The sequence below is a fragment of the Chryseobacterium sp. FR048 genome, from assembly GCF_056844665.1.
Map to the genome: position 1 here is coordinate 78,815 of NZ_JBXDSE010000012.1, position 19,518 is coordinate 98,332.

Consider the following 19,518-nt stretch of genomic DNA (forward strand, 5'->3'; position numbering starts at 1 on the left):
TTTTTATTGTTCTACAAAGATAAACATTTAAGTCTATAGTTTAACTAATGTTGAATGGCTGGAAGATGGAGGCAGGAAGCGGGCAGATTGCTGTGAATATAAATGAGATTTAATTTTAACCTCCAGGATCAGGCTTCCGTCTTCCAGTACATTAAATAAACTCATTTTCGTAAATTAGCACAGTGAAAAAGAAAAATTTAATTTCTGTAGTGGGCCCCACCGGAATTGGTAAAACAAAATTGGCAATTGATCTGGCTCAGCATTTCAATACAGAGATTGTCTCCTGTGATTCCAGACAGTTTTTTAAAGAAATGAAAATAGGAACCGCCGCTCCTTCAGAGGAAGAACTGGCTGCAGCACCTCATCATTTTATCGGAAATCTTTCTGTAGAAGAATATTATTCCATAGGGCAATATGAAGAAGATGCTCTGAAAAAACTCCATGAACTGTTCAAGACCCATGATACGGTCATTCTTGTCGGCGGAAGCATGATGTACGAAAAAGCAGTGATCGAAGGTTTGAATGACCTGCCTGAAGCTGACCCTGAAAATCAGGAGAAACTTCAGAAAATAATGGAAGAGGAGGGAATTGAAAAACTTCAGGAGATTTTAAAAGATTTAGATCCTGAATATTTTGAAGTGGTAGATATTCACAATCACCGAAGACTGTTACGGGCCATTGATGTGATCTGGCAAACCGATAAAAAATATTCGGAACAGATTGCTGTTTCTCAGGATTCCAGAGATTTTAATACGATTAGGATCGGAATAGAAGCTCCAAGAGAAGAATTGTATGACCGAATCAACCGCAGGGTGGATATAATGATGGAGAAAGGGCTTTTGGATGAGGTTAAAGGTTTGGAGAAGTTCAAAGGGCTGACCGCATTAAATACGGTAGGCTATGCAGAACTGTTCAAATATTTTGACGGGGAATGGGATTTGGAATTTGCCGTTTCTGAAATCAAAAAGAACAGCCGCAGATATGCAAAACGCCAGCTGACATGGTACAGAAAGGCGGATGATATTCATTATCTGCAGTTGGGATATTCTGAAAAAGACTATGAAGATCTGCTTCAGTGGATTGCGGAGCAGTTTCAGGAATAATAAATTTACATTATTAAATAGCTTTGAAGCTTTAAAAATATAGATTTATACGGAATGATAGAGTGTATGGATAAATTAAGCATACAGTTTATCATTCCGTAGGTTCTAAACATTAATCCGGTATACACCCTGAAAGACGACCTGTTCCATCACAGGTGCCCGTGCCGTATCCGGATGCACTTACCCAGTCGCAAAATGCTCCTTCTTCTTTTCCTTTGCAATTGTTGATAAAGCCCCCTCCCTTAATGGATTGTAATTGCTCTCTTGAAATTTTTTTTAAATTTTTCATAAAATGTTTTTTTGGTTTTCCTACTCTATAAGCTTTTCGGATGCCGCTTCTTTAAAAGTAATCTTTTTTTTAATATCATAATCATCTGATTGGATCTTTAACTTTATTGCATACCGAATGTAATATAATCTTAGCACTAATTTCAATAAAAAAATGCAGTCCCTAAAGACCGCATTTCCTAAACAATATAATTAAATTTACTACTTCCAACCGCCGCCCAGCGCTCTGTATAGATCCACAATGCTGCTCAATCTTTGTCTTTTGATGGAAGCAAGATTCAACTCTGCCTGTAGGGAATTTCCCTGTGCTGTAATCACTTCCAGGTAGTTGGCTGAACCTCCTTTGTATAAAAGCTGTGCACTTTTGATTCCGTCTTTCAGAGTAGTAGCCTGTTCAGTTGCTTTTTGTTCCTGAACTTTTAAATTTTCATTAGAAACCAAAGCATCAGAAACTTCTCCTACTGCATTCAATACCGACTGACGGAAGGCCAGAACGTTTTTCTCTCTTTGAATTTTGGCTACCTCCAGATCTGTTTTCAACTGTCTTTTCTGGAAAATCGGTTGCGTAAGCCCACCCAGTACAGACCCAAACAATGAGGCCGGAATCTGGAACCAGTTATCGAATTTGAATGAATTGACACCGCCGTTGGCTGTAATCTTCAAGGCCGGATACATATTGGCCTGGGCAATTCCTACCATGGCATTAGATTCCAATAGAACCAATTCCTGTTGGCGTACATCCGGTCTGCGGCTTACCATTGCTGCGGGAAGTCCTGCCTCAATATTCTGAGGGAGAGAAGTGTCAGACATTTCAATGGTTCTGTTCACTTTATTAGGCATTTCACCGATCAGGATGCTTAATGCATTCTCCTGAATGGCAATATTCTGTTCCAATTGAGAGATCAGGAGTTCTGTGGCCTGCTTTTGGGCAGTAGACTGCTGTACTCCAAGAGAGGTAGTATCACCACTTTCCCACATTTTTTGTGTGATCAGTAAAGTATTACTGCTCAGTTCCAGATTAGATTTGGCAATGGCCAGCTGCTTATCAAGCATCAAGAGGTTGTAATACCCCTGTGCAATCGCTGCTACCACTTGAGTCTGGATGGCTTTTGAACCTTCGTAAGTTTGAAGGTACTGCATTCTTGAAACTTCCTGTTGGTTTTTTATTTTCCCCCAGATGTCTGCTTCCCAGGAAAGATTGAAGGCTGCATTATAATCTTCAACATGGCTCTGTCCTAAAAATAAATTTAAGCTTTGCCCGTTCATGCTGTTTTTGGAAGGTTTTGAAATCTGAGCTGCCACCCCGAAACCAACATCCGGATATTGCATATATTTTGCCTGCTTCAGTTTTTCCTGTGAAGAAGCAACCTGTTTCAATGCAATTTGCAGATCATAATTATGTTTGATTCCTTTCTCAATCAGTTCCTGCAAAATAGGATCATTGAAAAATTGTTTCCATTCCAGGCTGGCTACACTCGCTGTGTCGGCAGTAGCAGTATACTGGAACTTTTCAGGAAGTGCCAGATCCGGCTCCGTATAAGCCAATTTGGATACACATGAAACAGAGCCTATAGCTATCGCAAATGTTAGAATAATATTTTTTACTCTTTTCATAGTTTTTAAATTTTAATTGAATACAAAACTTTGAGAAGGTTTCATTTAAGCAGGACCGTCTTTAGTAGGAGAAAATACCTTGCTTTTGAACCCTTAAGAATAGTAAGGAAGGTCAATCAATAACCGCACTGAACAACGAAGTTCCTCTTACGATTCTTAAAATCTTAATGATCACTTAATGGTTTAAAATCATTGGATGGCTCTAAGATTTTCTCAAAATTTTGTCATTCATTTTTTTATTAATGGGTCGTTGCTAAAAGTTCTTCCTCCATCTGTTTTTTCAGAAGTCTTTTCTTTTTTCTGCTCGGCATTTTTTCATGCAGATACTGGAAGACTACATACATTACCGGAATAATAAAGATCCCGAATATCACTCCTGTCAACATTCCCCCTACAGTACTGTAACCAATAGAGTGATTTCCTTTTGATGAAGCTCCTTGTGTCCATACCAATGGAAGCATTCCCACGATAAAGGCGAAAGAGGTCATTAAGATCGGTCTCAGACGTAATCTTGACGCCTGAAGCGCAGACTCTATCAATGATTTTCCTGCATTTCTTCTCTGTACCGCAAATTCTACGATCAGGATGGCATTTTTGGCCAACAACCCTACCAGCATGATCAATCCTACCTGTACATAGATGTTATTATCAATACCGGCTAATCCCGTGAAGGCAAATACCCCAAATATCCCTGTAGGAATCGTAAGAATAATCGCAAATGGAAGAATATAACTTTCATATTGTGCAGCCAGAAGGAAATATACAAACAGAATACTCAGGAAGAAGATAAATGCAGTCTGGCCGCTTGTTTTGATCTCTTCACGGGTAATCCCTGTCCATTCATATCCATATCCTCTTGGAAGCGATTGCTTGGCTACTTCTTCTACCGCTTTGATAGCATCCCCGGTACTGTAACCAGGTTTTGGAGTTCCGTTGATCGTTACCGCGTTGAAAAGGTTATTTCTTGTTACAGTTTCCGGTCCAAAGGTTCTTTTTAGAGTTACCAATGTTTTGGCAGGAACCATTTCTCCCAATTTATTTTTTACATAAATTCCTTCCAAAGAATTAATATCCGTACGGTAAGGAACATCCGCCTGGGCCATTACTCTGTAGTATTTTCCGAATCGGTTGAAATCTGATACGAAGCTACTTCCGAAATAGATCTGCATGGTCTGCATCAGTTCTGTAACGGAAACCCCTAGCTGATTGGCTTTATCAGTATCTACATCAATTGTATACTGTGGATTTCCTGCGGCATAAGTGGTAAAGGCAAAAGCAATTTCAGGACGCTTCATCAGTTCTCCAATAAATTGCTGAGTGGTAGTTCCCAATTGCTCAAAAGAACCATTGGTTTTATCCTGAAGCATGAATTCAAATCCGGAAACGTTACCAAAACCTTGTACCGTAGGGAAGTTGAAGAAGAATGCATTGGCATCTTTTACCTGGCTTACTTTCCCAGTCAGTGTTGCGGCAATCTGGTCCGGATCTTTCATTTCACCTCGTTTATCATAATCTTTAAGCTTAATAAATCCGGCAGAATAAGGAGACGCATTGGCATTACTGATAAAGTTCATCCCGTCTGCTACCCAAAGGTGATTGGTCGCTTTTTCTCCGTTGATGATCTTGTCAATCTGTTCTGTTGCTCTGTGGGTTCTTTCCAATGAACTTCCCGGAGGGGTATTAACCGCATATAATACGAATCCTTGATCCTCTGTTGGAATAAATCCTGACGGTGCTTTTTTGATCAGAAAGACACTGGCTGCAGTAATCACAACAAGACCTCCTATAGCTACCCATTTATTTTTAATTAAAAACTTAAGGCTGTAGATATACTTTCTCGTCATGTTGTTGAAACTTGCATTAAAAGCATTGAAGAATCTTGCTCCGAATCCTTTTTTATGACCATGCTCACCATGTTCTCCCTGAGGATCATTTAAGAACATTGCACATAAGGCAGGGCTCAGTGTCAACGCGTTTACTGCTGAAATCAGGATGGCAATAGCCAATGTAAAGGCAAACTGTCTGTAGAAAACTCCTGCAGGTCCCTGCATAAACCCAACCGGAATAAATACGGCACACATCACCAGCGTAATGGAAATAATAGCTCCTGAAATTTCACTCATAGAATTCATGGTCGCATGTTCTACAGGCATTCCCGTCTGTTCCATTTTTGAATGGACGGCTTCCACCACCACAATCGCGTCATCCACTACAATACCGATGGCCAGAACCAAAGCAAACAAAGTAAGCATGTTGATACTGAATCCGAATAACTGCAGGAAAAAGAAGGTTCCAATGATGGCAACCGGTACCGCAATAGCCGGGATTAAGGTAGATCTGAAATCCTGAAGGAAAATATAGACTACAATAAATACCAGTATAAAGGCAATGACCAAGGTTTCCACTACCTGATGGATTGAAGCATCCAGGAAGTCTTTGGAATTGTACATGATAATAGGTTTCACCCCTTTTGGAAGGGTTGTTTCCATAACCTCAACCTGTTTTTCAATCTCGGTAAGAATCTCATTGGCATTAGAACCCGCAGTCTGCAAAATAGCAAATCCCGCTACCGGTTTTCCATCCACTCTGTTTGTGGCAGTATACGTATAAGAACCGAATTCTACTCTTGCCACATCTCTTAATCTCAGGAAAGATCCATCACTATTCGCTTTGATGGCGATATTTTCATAATCTTCATTCTTATTCAGCTTTCCTTTATATTTAAGGATGTATTCGTAAGTTTCCTTACTTCCTTGTCCAAGACGTCCCGGTGCAGCTTCAAGGTTGTGATCTTTGATGGCTCCCAGAACTTCCTGAGGAGAAAGATTGTTAGCCGCCAGCCTGTCCGGTTTCAGCCAGATTCTCATAGAATAATCTCTCGTCCCGAATACCTGAGCCTGTGCAACCCCCGGAATACGCTGTATCTGAGGAATAACATTGATCTTCAGGTAATTTTGAAGAAATAATTCGTCATATTGTTTGGCATCTTCACTGGTCAATCCCATGAACATGATCATACTGTTCTGAACCTTCTGTGTAGAAATCCCGGCCTGTACCACTTCCTGAGGAAGCTGGCTCATGGCTTTTGAGACACGGTTTTGTACGTTGACTGCTGCATTATCCGGATCGGCTCCCTGTTTGAAGAAAACACTCAGGGTCATGGTTCCGTCGTTACTGGAGTTGGAAGTCATATACGTCATATTTTCAACTCCGTTCACAGCTTCCTCAATAGGAGTGGCTACCGAACGTGCCACTACCTCAGCATTAGCTCCCGGGTAAAATGCCGTTACCTGTACACTTGGAGGGGCAATATCGGGAAAGAGGGCAATCGGTAAATTAAAGAGAGACAGGGCTCCCAATAATAAAAGTATTATGGAGATGACCGTTGAAAGGACCGGTCTTTCTATAAATTGTTTTAACATAAGAAGTTTTTTTTTTAAGTCTTCTGTATACTGAAGAATTACAAAGGTTTAGCTTTCAACAAGCTGTCAGAAGAGATATTCTTAGGATTGATCGATGCACCATCCTTTAAGCTACCGATTCCTGTGTATACGATCTTTTCTCCAGGAGAAAGCCCTTCTGAAATAAAGTAATAGCTGTCTGTTTTTCCAGATATTTTTATCGGTCTTCCGGCTACTTTCTTATTTTTATCCATAACGTATACATAGGTTTTATCCTGAATTTCAAAAGTGGATTCCTGAGGAATAACTACGGCATTGGAGATCAGCTGAGGCATACGGACTCTTCCTGTATTCCCTGTTCTTAATGTTCCGTTGGCATTAGGGAAAACCGCACGTACGCTGATGGCTCCGGTGGTTTTGTCAAACTGTCCGTCTACAATACTCAGTCTTCCTTTTTCAGGATAGGTGCTGTTGTCTGCAATGACAAGATCTACCATAGGCATATTTTTTAGTTTCTCTTCTAAACTTGCCCCGGGGTATTTATTCTGAAAAGCAATAAAATCAAGTTCACTTAAAGAGAAGTAAGCATAGATTTCACTGATGTCTGAAAGCAATGTCAATGGATTAGGGTCTGTTCTGGAGATCAGACTTCCTTTTTTGTAAGGAATTCTTCCGATATAACCGCTTACGGGAGCTGTGATCGTGGTAAATCCTACATTGATCTTTGCACTTCCTACAGAGGCTCTGGCCTGTGCGGCGGCGGCTACTGCAGCTTCATAATTGGCTTTTGCTGTTTTCAGTTGTACATCAGAAACTACTTTGGCAGCTACCAGAGGCTGAAGTCTGTCTACTTCTACTCTTGCTTTCTGGATGTTGGCGTTGGCAGCCTGAAGATTAGCCTGTGCCATATTCATCTGTTCACCATAGCTTCTGGAGTCTATTTTGAATAATGGCTGCCCGGCTCTTACATAAGCTCCTTCTTCCACATAGATTCTGTCAAGATAACCATCTACCTGAGATCTGATTTCCACATTGCTTTTTCCTTCTAGGGCAGTAGGGAATTCCTGATATGTAGTAGCGGGTGAGGTGATAACGGTATAAACCGGAAGTTCCGGAGCTGGTGGTGCGGCATTAGATCCTTCTGCAGCTTTGGTGCAGCTCTGTAAAAGAATGATACTTGAAATAAGTACAATTAACCTTGTTTTTCCAGGTATTTTCATTTTGGTTTAATTTTTTTAATGAAGTGTTAGATTGTAAGTAATGTTCTTTGTGATAAATGCTGTTTTTTTTCCTAACAGTGTTAATGAATTGTTCAAAAAAAATTACAGAATTTTTAATGTCCGATAAAGTCGATTGTTTCCATAATTGACAATGTTTTTAATAATTTAAGACTATATAATGAAGGTGTAAGGTGTGTTAATTTTGCTAACAGTGTTATTTTTTAAAGAAAAAATGAGTACTTTTAAAAATTGAATGCGTATAAATCTTGCATAAGCAGGTTTAGTTTTTTATCAGTTTGACAGAATTCTTTAAATTAATTTGGTGTTAAATTTCCTAACAGTGTTAATTTTTAATTCAAAAAAAATTTATAAAGACTTAATAAAAGCCGAAACAGTTTCGTCCAAAGTCGTTTTGTTCATCGTAGAAGGAATATCTGCAGTACGCATCATCATAATGGAAATCATTCCATGAACTGCTGAAAACAAAGCATGAGACATATGACATGCACTATCCGTATTCGATCCGTTTTTCTCAATAATATTATAAGTACACTCATAGATCAACTCCTGAAAAGAGGAAAATTCTTTTTTCATCTGCCCCTTTCCACAACATTGCATTCCAAGACCAAACATCAGCTGGTAATATTCTTTGTTGTTAAAAGCAAAGTTCCAGTACGCATCCACAATGGCAACCAGTTGCTCTTCCGGAGTATCATGCTTTTGCTGAGCTTTTAATAATTCTATATGTAACTTGTGAAAGCCATCCAGAGAAATCTCAAATAAAATAGCTTCCTTATTTTCAAAATAATCATACACTACCGGTGCGCTGTATTCAATAGCATCAGCTATCTTACGAATGGAAAGCGAACCCCAGCCCTCAGTTTTCGCCAAAGTAAAAGCCGCCTGCAAAATATTTGCACGGATGGATTCTTTTTCTCTTTGACGACGTTCATGTAGGCCCATGATATTTTTTTACTAACAGTGTTAGCAAAACTACAAACTTTTTAATATAACTTCCAAAGGATATTCTACATTTAAATTCAAAAGAAGGTTTATGGGAAGCTTTAACTTTTTGGCTAAAGGCTGAAAGAATAGGGGCTGAAAGTTGATTTGAGGTAAAAAAAACAATTAAATAGAATTTGACTATAACTATTTTTGAGACCTGAATATCTTCCCGCCTCCAGCTTCCGACTTCCTTACCCTATTAAAAATGAAAATCTCTTCTTTCTAATTAATCAAAGAAATCTTTATCTTTGTGAACTAAAGAAAATAGGATATGAATACTCCCTCAAATATGCTGGCATTAGGAACAAAAGCTCCATTTTTTGAACTTCCTAATCCGTCAAAAACGAATGAACTTCAGTCTCTTGAAGAGCTGAAAGGAGAAAAAGGAACATTGGTGATCTTTATGTGCAACCACTGTCCATTTGTTCTTCATGTGATCGATAAGATCAATGAATTATACGAAGATTACAACGAGCGTGGAATTGAATTCATTGCCATCAATGCGAACGATATTGAAAAATATCCGGCCGATTCTCCTGAAAAAATGATCGAATTCCAGATTGAAAGAAGATTTGATTTTCCTTATTTATTCGACGAAAGCCAGGCTGTAGCTAAAGCTTATGATGCTGCATGTACCCCGGATTTTTATTTCTTTGATGATAAACTTGACCTTGTGTACAGAGGCCAGATGGATGATTCAAGACCTGGAAATAACAAAGATGTGACCGGAGAAGATTTAATTATTGCTTTTGAAAATCTTTTGGCTGGAGAACCACAGGAAGAAATTCAGAGACCTAGCATGGGATGTAATATTAAATGGAAATAAGTAATTGCCGGTTATTTAGTTACCGGTTTTACTCATTATAATATAGAGCTGCTCTTTTAGAGTGGCTTTTTTGTTGATCGCAACATAGCTCACCTATTATCCATACAGTTTTTCACTCCGTAGGAGTTTCAGCGTAGTTGTCTTTTTATTATAATCCTTAAACTCCTATAAGTAAGTCTGGATTACCACAGAATGGCAAATACGAAAGCATCGTCTATTCACACACTTTGTCACTCCGTAGGAGTCTCAACATTGCTATTTTTTTATTGTTGTCTATAACTAATTGTGGATTCCCACGGTATGAACACACACAACGTTTAGTACAATCCCCACTAATTATTAAAAACTTACCTTAGTTTTAGTTTCCTTTTCCACCATTAAATCTACATTCACCTTATTGTGCGAATAGTTCCTGATAAATTCAGAAGGTGTTTTCCCAGTATACTTTTTAAACATTCTATTGAAGTATGTCACATTATTAAAGCCACAGCTGTAACTGCATTCTGAAATAGATTTGTCCTGAGCCATCAGCAGGCAGGCTTTATTGATCCGATAGCGGTTCACAAATTCCGTAAACGTAATCTGGGTCGCTTTTTTAAAAAAATTACAGAACGCAGGTAAAGTCAGATTGGCGAGACGCGCTACCTCTTCAATATCGATTTCCTTATCATAATGATGCTCTACGTACGTGAAAATATTTTCAAGGCGGGTTTTATTTTTTGAAATAATGGTGTAGGGCATGATTTCTTTATTCAAAAGATCATAATCTTCACATTTCGAAAGTTCAAATAGAATTTCAAGGAGCAATAAATACCTTTTGTAGCCTTCCGACTCAAGCATAAGTTTCAGCTTGGGAAGCATGAGTTTTTTTACCTTATGATGAAAATGAATCCCATATTTTGAAAGTTCCAGTAAATTTTTGATGGATCTGGCTTCCACTTCCTGCTGGGGAAACTGAAGAATTTCTTCTTTGAACTGAAGCACAATTTCCTCATGTGGATCAATAGAATTTAAGCCAAATCCCGAATGCGGAATATTGGACCCGATCAACACAAGATCTCCGTTGGTGTAATTACTTTTATGATAGCCTACATGGCGGGTGCCGCTCCCGGAAATGACACAGACCAGCTCGATTTCGGGATGATAATGATACTCCCATTTGAATTCCGAAATAGGGGAGTTATTGTGAATCGTGCGGAATGAGCTTTTATCATTAGGAATTACTCTTTCAAAAGTAACTTTCATTTAATTAATCATATTTAATTACTAAAAATACTAATTATATTAATATAGTTCAAATATTGATTTACTGTGTTAAATTATTGTGAACACAATTGCTTTTATCTTAGCCGACAAGAAATAACCTGAATGAAAAATATTAACATCAAGGCAGTTTTATTTTTAAACTATTTTGTCTTTGCCATTCTCCTGAATTCTGTAGGAACAGTGATCCTGCAGGTACAGCAGAATTTTGGAATTTCAAAATCTTCTGCCAGTGTGCTGGAGGGCTTCAAAGATCTTCCTATTGCGATATGTTCTTTCATTCTGGCTTCCTTTCTTCCAAAGATTGGAATCAAAAATTCAATGCTGACGGCTTTGTTTCTGGTAAGCGGTATGTGCTTTGTGATGCCGTTTGCTAATGATTTCTGGTTCTTCAAATTATTATTTGCGATTGTAGGAATCTCCTTTGCACTGATTAAGATCTCCGTATTTACTTCTATAGGTCTGGTGACAGAAACCGATAAAGAACATTCCAGTTTTATGGGATTTCTGGAAGGGTTTTTCATGATCGGGGTATTGGCTGGAAATCTTTTATTCAGTTTATATATTGATGATCATAATCCGAAATCTACCCACTGGCTGAACGTTTATTGGGTGTTGGGCGGAGTTTCAACGTTATCATTTTTATTTTTATTCTTTTCAAAACTAAATGAAAAAGAAGCAAAAAGTGAAAAAACGGACTTGCTTGGTGATTTGAAAAATAGCGTGAGTCTGTTCAGTTATAAAAAAGTATTGTGCTTTCTCTTATGTGCTTTTCTTTTTGTGCTGGTGGAGCAGAGCTTCCAGACATGGACTCCTACTTTTTATAAAGAAATTTTAAAAGTTCCTACATCGATGAGTATTCAGGCAGGGGCAGTTCTGGCAGGAGCGTTTGCTTTGGGGCGGTTTTTATCCGGATTTTTCTCAAAGACATTCAGCTGGATCTATGTCGTTTCCTTTTGTGTTATTGGTTTTGCGATAAGTCTGATTTTGGTTTTACCACTGACGCATAATATTCATATTGATGCCAATACAAGCTGGCTGAATGCTCCTCTTGTGGTGTATGTATTTCCTTTGATGGGTGGGTTATTAGCTCCCATTTATCCGAGTATCAATTCGGTGATCCTGGCTTCCATTCCTAAATATCTGCATAGTGCGATGTCCGGACTGATCGTTGTTTTCTCAGCGATTGGCGGAACAATAGGGTCGGTTATCACAGGTTTTGTATTTCAGGAATTCAGCGGGCAACAGGCATTTTACCTTTCCCTGATTCCGCTTTCATTACTGATCACGTCAGCTGTTTTCATGAATAAATTAAAAATTAATCCTAAGAAATAAAATGAGTAATCAACTTTACATCAACGAAATTCAGAATCTTTTTGATGCAGTACAGAGATCCGAGATTTTTGAAGATCAAAAAATGATGACAGATGCAGTTCCTCTGTTTCCTATCACCAAAATCAATGAAGAGTATGAGAATGCCAAAAATACGGAAGGGTTTGATCTGAAAAAATTTGTAATGGCTCACTTTGATTTTCTGGGCGCAAAAGTTTCTATTAAGAGAGAAGATCATCTTCCTATTGAGGAGCATATTGAAAAATTATGGGACGAACTGACCCGTACAGCCTATGAAGAAAAAGGAACACTTTTGAAATTGCCAAAACCTTACGTAGTTCCGGGAGGCCGTTTCAATGAATTTTTCTACTGGGACAGCTACTTTATTATGTTAGGGTTAAAAGCTTCCGGCAGAATAGAGATGATGGAAAATATTATTGAAAACTGTTCTTACCTGATTCAGACACAGGGGTTTGTCCCGAATGCCAGCAGAACTCATTTTCTAAGTCGTTCACAGCCGCCTTATTTTTCGCTGATGCTGGATCTTCTTTTTGAAACCACAGGTAAGGAAGATATTTATATCCAATATCATGATACTCTGGAAAAAGAATATGCTTTCTGGATGAATGGAGAAGAAGGGCTTCAAAACAATTCAGAGATAAAAAGAGTGATCAGAACAGGGGATGGAGATCTTCTGAACCGTTATTATGATGCAGAAAACGTACCCCGTCCGGAAAGCTATCTGATCGATATTGAAGATCATGAAAATGCTTCTGGAGAAGAATTTTACAGAAATATAAGAAGTGCCTGCGAATCCGGATGGGATTTTTCCAGCCGATGGTTTGCAGATGGCGAATATATACAGACTATAGAAACGCTGAACCTTGCACAGGTAGACCTGAACAGCCTTTTGTGGCATTTGGAAATGACACTGGCAAAATCATCAGCGCTTCGGAATCTTACCGAAAAAGAAAATTATTTTACTGAAAGAGCAGCAAAGCGAAGACAGATGATCAAGAAATACTTCTGGGATGAAGAAATAGAGATTTACAAAGATTATCATATTAAAAAACACACAACAACACCGTCTGAACATATTGCTGCTCTTTATCCTTTATTCCTCGGAATTGCAGATCAGGAACAGGCTGAAGCGGTAGCTCAGAGTCTTTCTGAAAAGTTTTTATATCCGGGAGGATTGGTGACAACAACCAAAAATTCAGGTCAGCAATGGGATCTTCCCAATGCCTGGGCTCCTTATCAGTGGCTGGGCTTCAAAGCCATGAAAAATTACGGGTTCCATGAGCTGGCAGAAAAAATTAAAAATAACTGGTGTTCTAATGTAGAAAGAGTCTACAAAAACACCGGAAAACTGATGGAAAAATACAATGCATTAGATACAGAAACAATAGCAGGCGGCGGGGAATACCCCAATCAGGATGGATTCGGTTGGACGAATGGCGTGTATTTACAATTACAACAAAACTGAAACTAACAATAAAAAATAAGGCTATGAAAAAAAAATCAATCTTTTTAATCGCCGCTACAGCTACGTTATATTTTAATAATGCTTATGCCCAGGAAACTCCGCAGGATTCTGCCAAAGTTTCTTCTATCGATCAGATTGTCATCACCGGAAATTCGAATCCGAAGAAAAAAATAGAATCCAGTACTGCAATTTCGACATTCAGTGCCAAGGAAATTCAGAAGCAGAACCCGATAAGTGCTGCTGCTTTACTACAGAGAGTTCCCGGATTTGCGGTAGAAACTTCAGGAGGTGAAGTGGGAAATAACCTGTTTGCCAGAGGGATTCCTTCTGCCGGTGCCTATGAATTTGTGCAGGTACAGGAAGATGGTCTTCCGGTTTTTGAAGACGGGGCACTTCAGTTTGCCAATGCAGACAACTTTTTCCGAGTAGATAATTCAGTGAGCCGTTTGGAAGCTTTGAGAGGAGGCTCAGGTTCTATTTATGCCAACAATTCTCCGGGAGGTCTTATCAATTTTATTACCAAAGAAGGAGGAAATGATTTTAAAGGAACTGCAAAAATTGAAACCAGCACCTATGGATTGATGCGTACAGATCTCAATGTAGGAGGTGCTTTAGTGAAGGATAAATTGTTCTTCAATGTAGGAGGTTTTTACAGAACTGATGACGGGATCAGAAAGACAGGTTTTAAAGCCAATAATGGCGGACAGATCAGAATGAATCTGAAATATGTCTTTGATAAAGGCTATGTGAAGGTTTACTATAAAAAACTGGATGACAGAAATACATTCTATCTTCCTATCCCTTTGCTTCAGGATGGAAACACATTAAAAGAATTCCCCGGATTTGATGCAAACTACGGAACTTACAGCTACAGAAATATCGGACAGCTTAACATTCCACAGGCTGGGGGAGGATTTTTCAGCAGAGATCTGGAAAATGGAATTCATCCGAAAGTGGATGTGGTAGGAGCAGAGTTTAAATATGATCTCGGAAACAATTTCACAGTTTTAAACAAAACAAGATATACGAATATCGATATGAATTACACCGGGATCTTCCCTGCAGGAGCTCCGTATACAGCCTCAGATTTTGCGAAGCGAAGCGGCATTACCGGAAGTAATTATCAATATTCATTAGCAAGCGGTGGGGGAATTGTTAACCCTCAGTTTGTACAGGAACTTGGGCTCTGGGCAATCGATAAGAAGATGAATAATTTCGTCAATGACCTTCAATTCAATTATAAATTTGATAAAGGAAATGTGACAGCCGGTTTTTATAAATCAAACTGGAAGTCAAACCAATACTGGAACTGGAGTAATATTTTGACTACCGCAACAGACAGACCGGAATTGCTGAACCTGGTAGATACATCTCTTACCCCGTCAAGCACAGGATACTCCAAAACATATAACGGCGTTACAGCAATGTCGTTCCTGCTCAGAAATTCACAAATTCAGGGAAGTCTGAACGATGTATATCTGAATTTAGATTATAATATCACAGATGCCTGGAGCTTTAACGGAGGAATTCGTTACAGCCGTGATTATTATAAAGGATACGGTGTAAATACCACAAAGGCTAATCTTAATAATTCCGGGCTGACCACTGACGGAACGCATAGCTTTGCGACGACGACAGCAGATGATAATATGTCTGTTTTGGGAAATCAGTATACGTATTGGTATTATGATGTAAACAAGGTTTCTTACACATTGGCAACGAATTATAAGATCAATAAAGAGAATGCGGTATATGCCCGTTTTTCCAGTGGGTTCAGATCCCCGAATGAAGAAGCGTATTACAACAATATGACCAACCTGAGCCAGATCAAACCGGTACTGACCAATCAGTTGGAAATAGGATATAAATACTATTCCCGTACGTTTGATATTGCCGTTATTCCGTTTTACTCTACTTTGAAGAATCTTTCATTCACAGATGTCTTCTCAGACGGAACTTCTGAAAATAAATTTGCCAATACCACCAATATCGGGGTAGAGATTGAAGGATACACAAGACTGTTCAACAATATTCTTGAAGTTACTTTTAACGGGACCATCCAGAATCCGAAGTATAAAGATTTTAAAGGAAGAAATGCAGATGGTTCTACATTCGATTATGATGGAAATGTAGTACGAAGAATGCCGAAGTTCTATTTTAATATTTCTCCTGCTGTGAATATTACCAAAGAATGGAGAGCTTATGTAAGTATGAACTATTACGGAAAACGTTTCCAGAATGAAGGAAATACCGATGATAATATTCTGCCTTCGTTCACCGAATTTGGAGCAGGAATGTCTTATCAGCTGGGGAAAATCCGTTTTGCTGTAGACGGAACCAATATCTTTAATACCATTGGAATTACCGAAGGAGACCCAAGATCAACTTCCACTGTAGGAAACATCAGAATGGCGAGACCTATTATGGGTGCTGCAGCCAGAGCTTCCATCACTTTAGATTTCTAAACTCTATTTCTTCATAAACGCGAAACCGTCAGGAGTGATTTCCCTGGCGGTTTTATTTTGTCTGTTCGAACAAGTTTTTTGATTTCTAGATTGTCTTGCGTAAAAATCTTTGTTGCATACAGAATGAGTCTATTATTCTGCTTAATCAAATTTAAAAAAGCCCGTTATTTCATCCCAGTTCTTTTTAGTTAAAGGTGAGAGCCAGGTATCAAATTCGTATCGCATATCAATATTTTCATACGGACATATTTGTTGAATACCCTCTATTAATCCTGCCAAAATTAAATTTTTAACTTCGGAATCAGCGTCTTTAAGAATAATCTCAACTTTATCAAAAAATGATTGAAGGTCTTTCGATTTTTTCTTTTGAAATAACTTTATTACGAAAGCACTGATCGCCATCATATCAAAATACAAAAGTCGTTCACGATTGTCTTTATATTCTTTATGGTAATATTCAGCCCAATTTTTTTTCAAATAGGATGAATCTGAAACCAGCAAATCAAATACAGCATCAATCTGATTTATGTTGTATGCTTTATCCATCAACTTTATTTTTCTAACCCCAATTTTAATGCTTCCATTTTCCGTTAAATTCACCATTACGGAATGATCCATTCCCTTTTGCTAAAATCTCACAATCCGGAAGTTCACGAGATATTTGTAAAAGACCGTCAAATGTATAATTGTTGTTATAAACGTCAACAACAAGCATATCAAGACACTGTAATACCGTTAATTTTTTCAGCCCACTTTCAGTAATTGATGTTTCTTGTATTTGCAGATTTTGTAAATAATCCAATTCCATCAAATGGGGAATACAGTCGTCTGTAAGTTGTGAGTTCTCTTTTAATCGAAGATACTTCAGTAGTGTCAGATTCTGTAAATATTTTAAGCCGTCATTCGTAATTTCAGTATCCTGTAAATTTAAATTTTCAATCCCTCTGCAGTTTGATACATGGGCCAAACCTTCATCGTTGAGGTTGGTACTGGTAAAAGTAGCCGATTTAAGATTAGGAAATTGATTCAGATAAGATAACTCATTGATATTACTTATAGATTCTCCCCATTTCAGCAAGAAATGTTCGCTGTTGTTATCATAGTCATGATTACCTATTTTTATTGAATTTTCCATTGAACGGTTATGTAGTAGGTTGTATTTCCAAAATTATAATTCAAAAGAACCTTGTTTCAAAGAAATGTATAATATTTCATCACAACAAGGTTCAATTTTTGGAAATATAAATTTGTAATCTTTGGCGTTTAAATTTTTTTACTTCAGAAACGGATTGTATTGTTTTTCAAACCCAATCGAAGTAGGATTTCCATGTCCTGAAAATACCTGAGTATCATTGTCCAAAACAAAAAGCTTGGTTTTAATCCCATCGATCAGCTGATCATAATTTCCTTTATACAAATCTGTTCTTCCGATACTGCCTTCAAAAAGGACATCACCGGAGATCATAAATTTCTGGTTTTCGTTATGATAGACTACACTTCCCGGAGAATGTCCCGGAACATGGTAAATTTTAAATTTTTCTCCATCCAGTTCCAATTCATCTCCCTCTTTTACATATTCTACATCTACTTTTACAGGATCAATCTGCATTCCGAATCTTACTCCGCTTGCCTGAAGCATATCCAATACTTCCTGATCCTCCTGGTGCATATTAACAGGTACTTTAAAGGTATCAAAAGCCCATTGAAGCCCAAATACATGATCAATATGGGCGTGAGTCAGAAGTATTTTCTGAATGTTTAAACTTTTCTCCGTAATAAAGTTGGCAATAGCCTGCGTTTCCTGAGGACTCATATTTCCCGGATCAATTAACCATGCATTTTTATTTTCGTTGTAAATGATATAAGTGTTTTCGCTCGCAAAGTTGAATACGAAGCCTTGGATCTGAAGCATATCTGAATTATTTTTATTTCAAAAATACAATATTATTAAGAAAATGGCTATTTTTCGTTATCTTCGTCATAATGAAAACTTTGCGAATACTCTTACTCTCTTTAGGCGGACTGGTTTATGGACAAAATATCCAGAGTATCCAGTTGTTTAATCCCCAGACCAATGATGAAACTCCGGTCATTAAATTCGGTGAACAATTGGTGTTAAGCTTTGATGACCTTACCAATAGAAGCGATATTTATCGGTACACCATCAAACATTATGACAGAAACTGGAATGATGACAATCTGTTTTATACAGAATTTGCGACAGGAAGTATGAATGCACTTCTTGATCAGTTTCAGTATTCCTTCAATACATTACAGGCTTATACCCATTATAAACTGACCTTTCCTAACGATAAGATTCAACCGAAGATTTCAGGAAATTATGAATTGATCGTTTACAAAGATTCTGCTGATCAGCCTCTTTTCAAAAGAAGGTTTTATTTGGTAGAAGATATGGTTTCTCTGGGATTGAATATTTCAAGAATCGCAGACGCCAAAAATCCGAATATCAATCAGCGGGTAGAAGTGAAGGCATTGCCAAAAGGAGGAGATATTTCTTCCAATGTCAATTCGATGACGTTGAATGTTATGCAGAATAATAACCCGAATATGGTGATCACCAATCAAAAGGCCAGTTCAGTTTTAGGAAATCAGCTGCTTTTCCAACAGATGAATCTGGTATTTCCAGGCGATAATGAATTCTATTATTTTGATAATAAGAATATGAATATGGCCGCAGATATGGTGCGCGCCACGGAGATTAAAGATGATGTAAACCAAACTTATCTGCACCCTGTATGGGCATTTCCTTTAAATTATCAGTACCAGCCGGATGTGAACGGTGCCTGGTATTACAGACGAAACGATCTGGGAAGAGAAAGAGATGCTGAAAGAGAAGCCGATTATTCCTGGGTACATTTTTATCTGGAATCTGATCCTGTAGATAAAGAAATCTATGTCTTGGGCGGATTCAACAATTTCCTGCCAAGTAAAGAAAATCAGATGCAGTATGATGCCGCTACCAAGCAGTATGTGGCCAAAATATTCCTTAAACAGGGATTTTATAACTATGTTCTGGTGACCAAAGAAGGGAATGGACCTTTAAATTTCGGAGAAGTGAATGGAAACTTCTGGCAGACCGAAAACCTTTATCAGGCATTTCTATATTATGCTCCTTTCGGGAGAAATTACGATGGGCTGATAGGATACGGAGAATTCAGAACACCGATTTCGAGTAAACGTTAATGATGCTTATTCTTATATAATTTTACATTTAAATAAAAACGAATGCTATCTCTGGAGAGGTAGCATTTTTTTATCATTGTTGAGAATGTAATGGATGAGTGGCTAAACGGCCTGTGATATATTTTAAGTACAGTATTTTTTATTCTATAAAATGTGGAGAGTCAAACCTAACAGGTTTACAGAGCTTTGTTTCAAAATAATCAGCACATATTGAAACATAAAATAGAAAAAGACGGTTTTTTTGAAGATCATCTTTTGAGATTACATTATAATGCACTGCATAGTGAAAAAAATAATTCACAAAATTTTGA

The 19,518-nt window shown here is 38.0% G+C and carries 16 protein-coding genes; 6 read left to right on the plus strand and 10 right to left on the minus strand.

Annotated features, from left to right (window positions below; genetic code table 11):
- Positions 1–33: 33 nt before the first annotated feature.
- Positions 34–165, minus strand: coding sequence for a hypothetical protein (locus AC106K_RS25305; protein WP_482448343.1), 132 nt, complete (start codon positions 163–165; stop codon positions 34–36).
- A gap of 17 nt (positions 166–182) precedes the next feature.
- On the opposite strand from AC106K_RS25305, the gene miaA reads away from it, so the two are divergent.
- Entirely contained in the window at positions 183–1,103 is a 921-nt protein-coding gene (gene miaA, locus AC106K_RS25310) for a tRNA (adenosine(37)-N6)-dimethylallyltransferase MiaA (protein WP_482448344.1), read from the plus strand.
- 112 nt (positions 1,104–1,215) lie between these two features.
- Here miaA and AC106K_RS25315 read toward each other — a convergent pair whose 3' ends face one another.
- The 5 genes from AC106K_RS25315 to AC106K_RS25335 form a co-directional block, all read right to left on the minus strand.
- A complete protein-coding gene (locus tag AC106K_RS25315) occupies positions 1,216–1,392 on the minus strand; it encodes a bacteriocin-like protein (protein ID WP_482448345.1) in 177 nt (58 codons plus the stop codon).
- A gap of 200 nt (positions 1,393–1,592) precedes the next feature.
- Positions 1,593–3,005 (minus strand): efflux transporter outer membrane subunit, encoded by a 1,413-nt coding sequence (locus tag AC106K_RS25320; protein ID WP_482448347.1) that lies wholly within the window; start codon positions 3,003–3,005, stop codon positions 1,593–1,595.
- Between the two features lie 239 nt (positions 3,006–3,244).
- Positions 3,245–6,427, minus strand: coding sequence for an efflux RND transporter permease subunit (locus AC106K_RS25325; RefSeq protein ID WP_482448348.1), 3,183 nt, complete (start codon positions 6,425–6,427; stop codon positions 3,245–3,247).
- A 38-nt stretch (positions 6,428–6,465) separates the two neighbouring features.
- Entirely contained in the window at positions 6,466–7,626 is a 1,161-nt protein-coding gene (locus AC106K_RS25330) for an efflux RND transporter periplasmic adaptor subunit (protein ID WP_482448350.1), read from the minus strand.
- A gap of 366 nt (positions 7,627–7,992) precedes the next feature.
- Positions 7,993–8,589 carry a TetR/AcrR family transcriptional regulator gene (locus AC106K_RS25335; RefSeq protein WP_482448351.1) on the minus strand — a complete coding sequence of 199 codons (597 nt, stop codon included), beginning with the start codon at positions 8,587–8,589 and terminating at the stop codon, positions 7,993–7,995.
- A 313-nt stretch (positions 8,590–8,902) separates the two neighbouring features.
- On the opposite strand from AC106K_RS25335, the gene AC106K_RS25340 reads away from it, so the two are divergent.
- Positions 8,903–9,457: a thioredoxin family protein gene (locus AC106K_RS25340; protein ID WP_002976725.1), complete on the plus strand. Its 555-nt coding sequence runs from the start codon at positions 8,903–8,905 to the stop codon at positions 9,455–9,457.
- Between the two features lie 339 nt (positions 9,458–9,796).
- Here AC106K_RS25340 and AC106K_RS25345 read toward each other — a convergent pair whose 3' ends face one another.
- The gene (locus tag AC106K_RS25345) at positions 9,797–10,702 is read right to left on the minus strand and encodes an AraC family transcriptional regulator (RefSeq protein ID WP_482448353.1); all 906 of its coding nucleotides are present in this window, start codon (positions 10,700–10,702) and stop codon (positions 9,797–9,799) included.
- A gap of 123 nt (positions 10,703–10,825) precedes the next feature.
- Here AC106K_RS25345 and AC106K_RS25350 point away from each other — a divergent pair, with 123 nt between their 5' ends.
- From AC106K_RS25350 to AC106K_RS25360, 3 genes are read left to right on the plus strand one after another with little or no spacing between them, the layout of a single operon-like run.
- Positions 10,826–12,055, plus strand: coding sequence for an MFS transporter (locus AC106K_RS25350; protein ID WP_482448355.1), 1,230 nt, complete (start codon positions 10,826–10,828; stop codon positions 12,053–12,055).
- Position 12,056: 1 nt separating this feature from the next.
- Positions 12,057–13,538, plus strand: a complete 1,482-nt coding sequence (locus AC106K_RS25355) for a trehalase family glycosidase (protein WP_482448357.1) — start codon at positions 12,057–12,059, stop codon at positions 13,536–13,538.
- A 23-nt stretch (positions 13,539–13,561) separates the two neighbouring features.
- Positions 13,562–16,003 carry a TonB-dependent receptor gene (locus tag AC106K_RS25360; protein ID WP_482448359.1) on the plus strand — a complete coding sequence of 814 codons (2,442 nt, stop codon included), beginning with the start codon at positions 13,562–13,564 and terminating at the stop codon, positions 16,001–16,003.
- 141 nt (positions 16,004–16,144) lie between these two features.
- On the opposite strand, the gene AC106K_RS25365 is transcribed toward AC106K_RS25360, so the two are convergent.
- The 3 genes from AC106K_RS25365 to AC106K_RS25375 all read right to left on the minus strand — a co-directional run bounded on the left by AC106K_RS25365 (position 16,145) and on the right by AC106K_RS25375 (position 17,915).
- Complete coding sequence (locus tag AC106K_RS25365) at positions 16,145–16,549, minus strand: DUF7674 family protein (protein WP_482448361.1); 405 nt, start codon at positions 16,547–16,549, stop codon at positions 16,145–16,147.
- Positions 16,550–16,574: 25 nt separating this feature from the next.
- Entirely contained in the window at positions 16,575–17,138 is a 564-nt protein-coding gene (locus AC106K_RS25370; protein WP_482448363.1) for a hypothetical protein, read from the minus strand.
- A gap of 138 nt (positions 17,139–17,276) precedes the next feature.
- Positions 17,277–17,915 (minus strand): MBL fold metallo-hydrolase, encoded by a 639-nt coding sequence (locus tag AC106K_RS25375; RefSeq protein ID WP_482448364.1) that lies wholly within the window; start codon positions 17,913–17,915, stop codon positions 17,277–17,279.
- 71 nt (positions 17,916–17,986) lie between these two features.
- Here AC106K_RS25375 and AC106K_RS25380 point away from each other — a divergent pair, with 71 nt between their 5' ends.
- The gene (locus AC106K_RS25380) at positions 17,987–19,207 is read left to right on the plus strand and encodes a type IX secretion system plug protein (protein WP_482448365.1); all 1,221 of its coding nucleotides are present in this window, start codon (positions 17,987–17,989) and stop codon (positions 19,205–19,207) included.
- Positions 19,208–19,518: the final 311 nt, after the last annotated feature.

Coding starts and splice junctions, on each gene's coding strand:
- AC106K_RS25320 (WP_482448347.1), bottom strand. CDS start 3,005: ATGAAAAGAGTAAAAAATATTATTCTAACATTTGCGATAGCTATAGGC.
- AC106K_RS25345 (WP_482448353.1), bottom strand. CDS start 10,702: ATGAAAGTTACTTTTGAAAGAGTAATTCCTAATGATAAAAGCTCATTC.
- AC106K_RS25330 (WP_482448350.1), bottom strand. CDS start 7,626: ATGAAAATACCTGGAAAAACAAGGTTAATTGTACTTATTTCAAGTATC.
- AC106K_RS25315 (WP_482448345.1), bottom strand. CDS start 1,392: ATGAAAAATTTAAAAAAAATTTCAAGAGAGCAATTACAATCCATTAAG.
- AC106K_RS25325 (WP_482448348.1), bottom strand. CDS start 6,427: ATGTTAAAACAATTTATAGAAAGACCGGTCCTTTCAACGGTCATCTCC.
- AC106K_RS25350 (WP_482448355.1), top strand. CDS start 10,826: ATGAAAAATATTAACATCAAGGCAGTTTTATTTTTAAACTATTTTGTC.
- AC106K_RS25340 (WP_002976725.1), top strand. CDS start 8,903: ATGAATACTCCCTCAAATATGCTGGCATTAGGAACAAAAGCTCCATTT.
- AC106K_RS25360 (WP_482448359.1), top strand. CDS start 13,562: ATGAAAAAAAAATCAATCTTTTTAATCGCCGCTACAGCTACGTTATAT.
- AC106K_RS25370 (WP_482448363.1), bottom strand. CDS start 17,138: ATGGAAAATTCAATAAAAATAGGTAATCATGACTATGATAACAACAGC.
- AC106K_RS25305 (WP_482448343.1), bottom strand. CDS start 165: ATGAGTTTATTTAATGTACTGGAAGACGGAAGCCTGATCCTGGAGGTT.
- AC106K_RS25375 (WP_482448364.1), bottom strand. CDS start 17,915: ATGCTTCAGATCCAAGGCTTCGTATTCAACTTTGCGAGCGAAAACACT.
- AC106K_RS25365 (WP_482448361.1), bottom strand. CDS start 16,549: ATGGATAAAGCATACAACATAAATCAGATTGATGCTGTATTTGATTTG.
- AC106K_RS25335 (WP_482448351.1), bottom strand. CDS start 8,589: ATGGGCCTACATGAACGTCGTCAAAGAGAAAAAGAATCCATCCGTGCA.
- AC106K_RS25380 (WP_482448365.1), top strand. CDS start 17,987: ATGAAAACTTTGCGAATACTCTTACTCTCTTTAGGCGGACTGGTTTAT.
- AC106K_RS25355 (WP_482448357.1), top strand. CDS start 12,057: ATGAGTAATCAACTTTACATCAACGAAATTCAGAATCTTTTTGATGCA.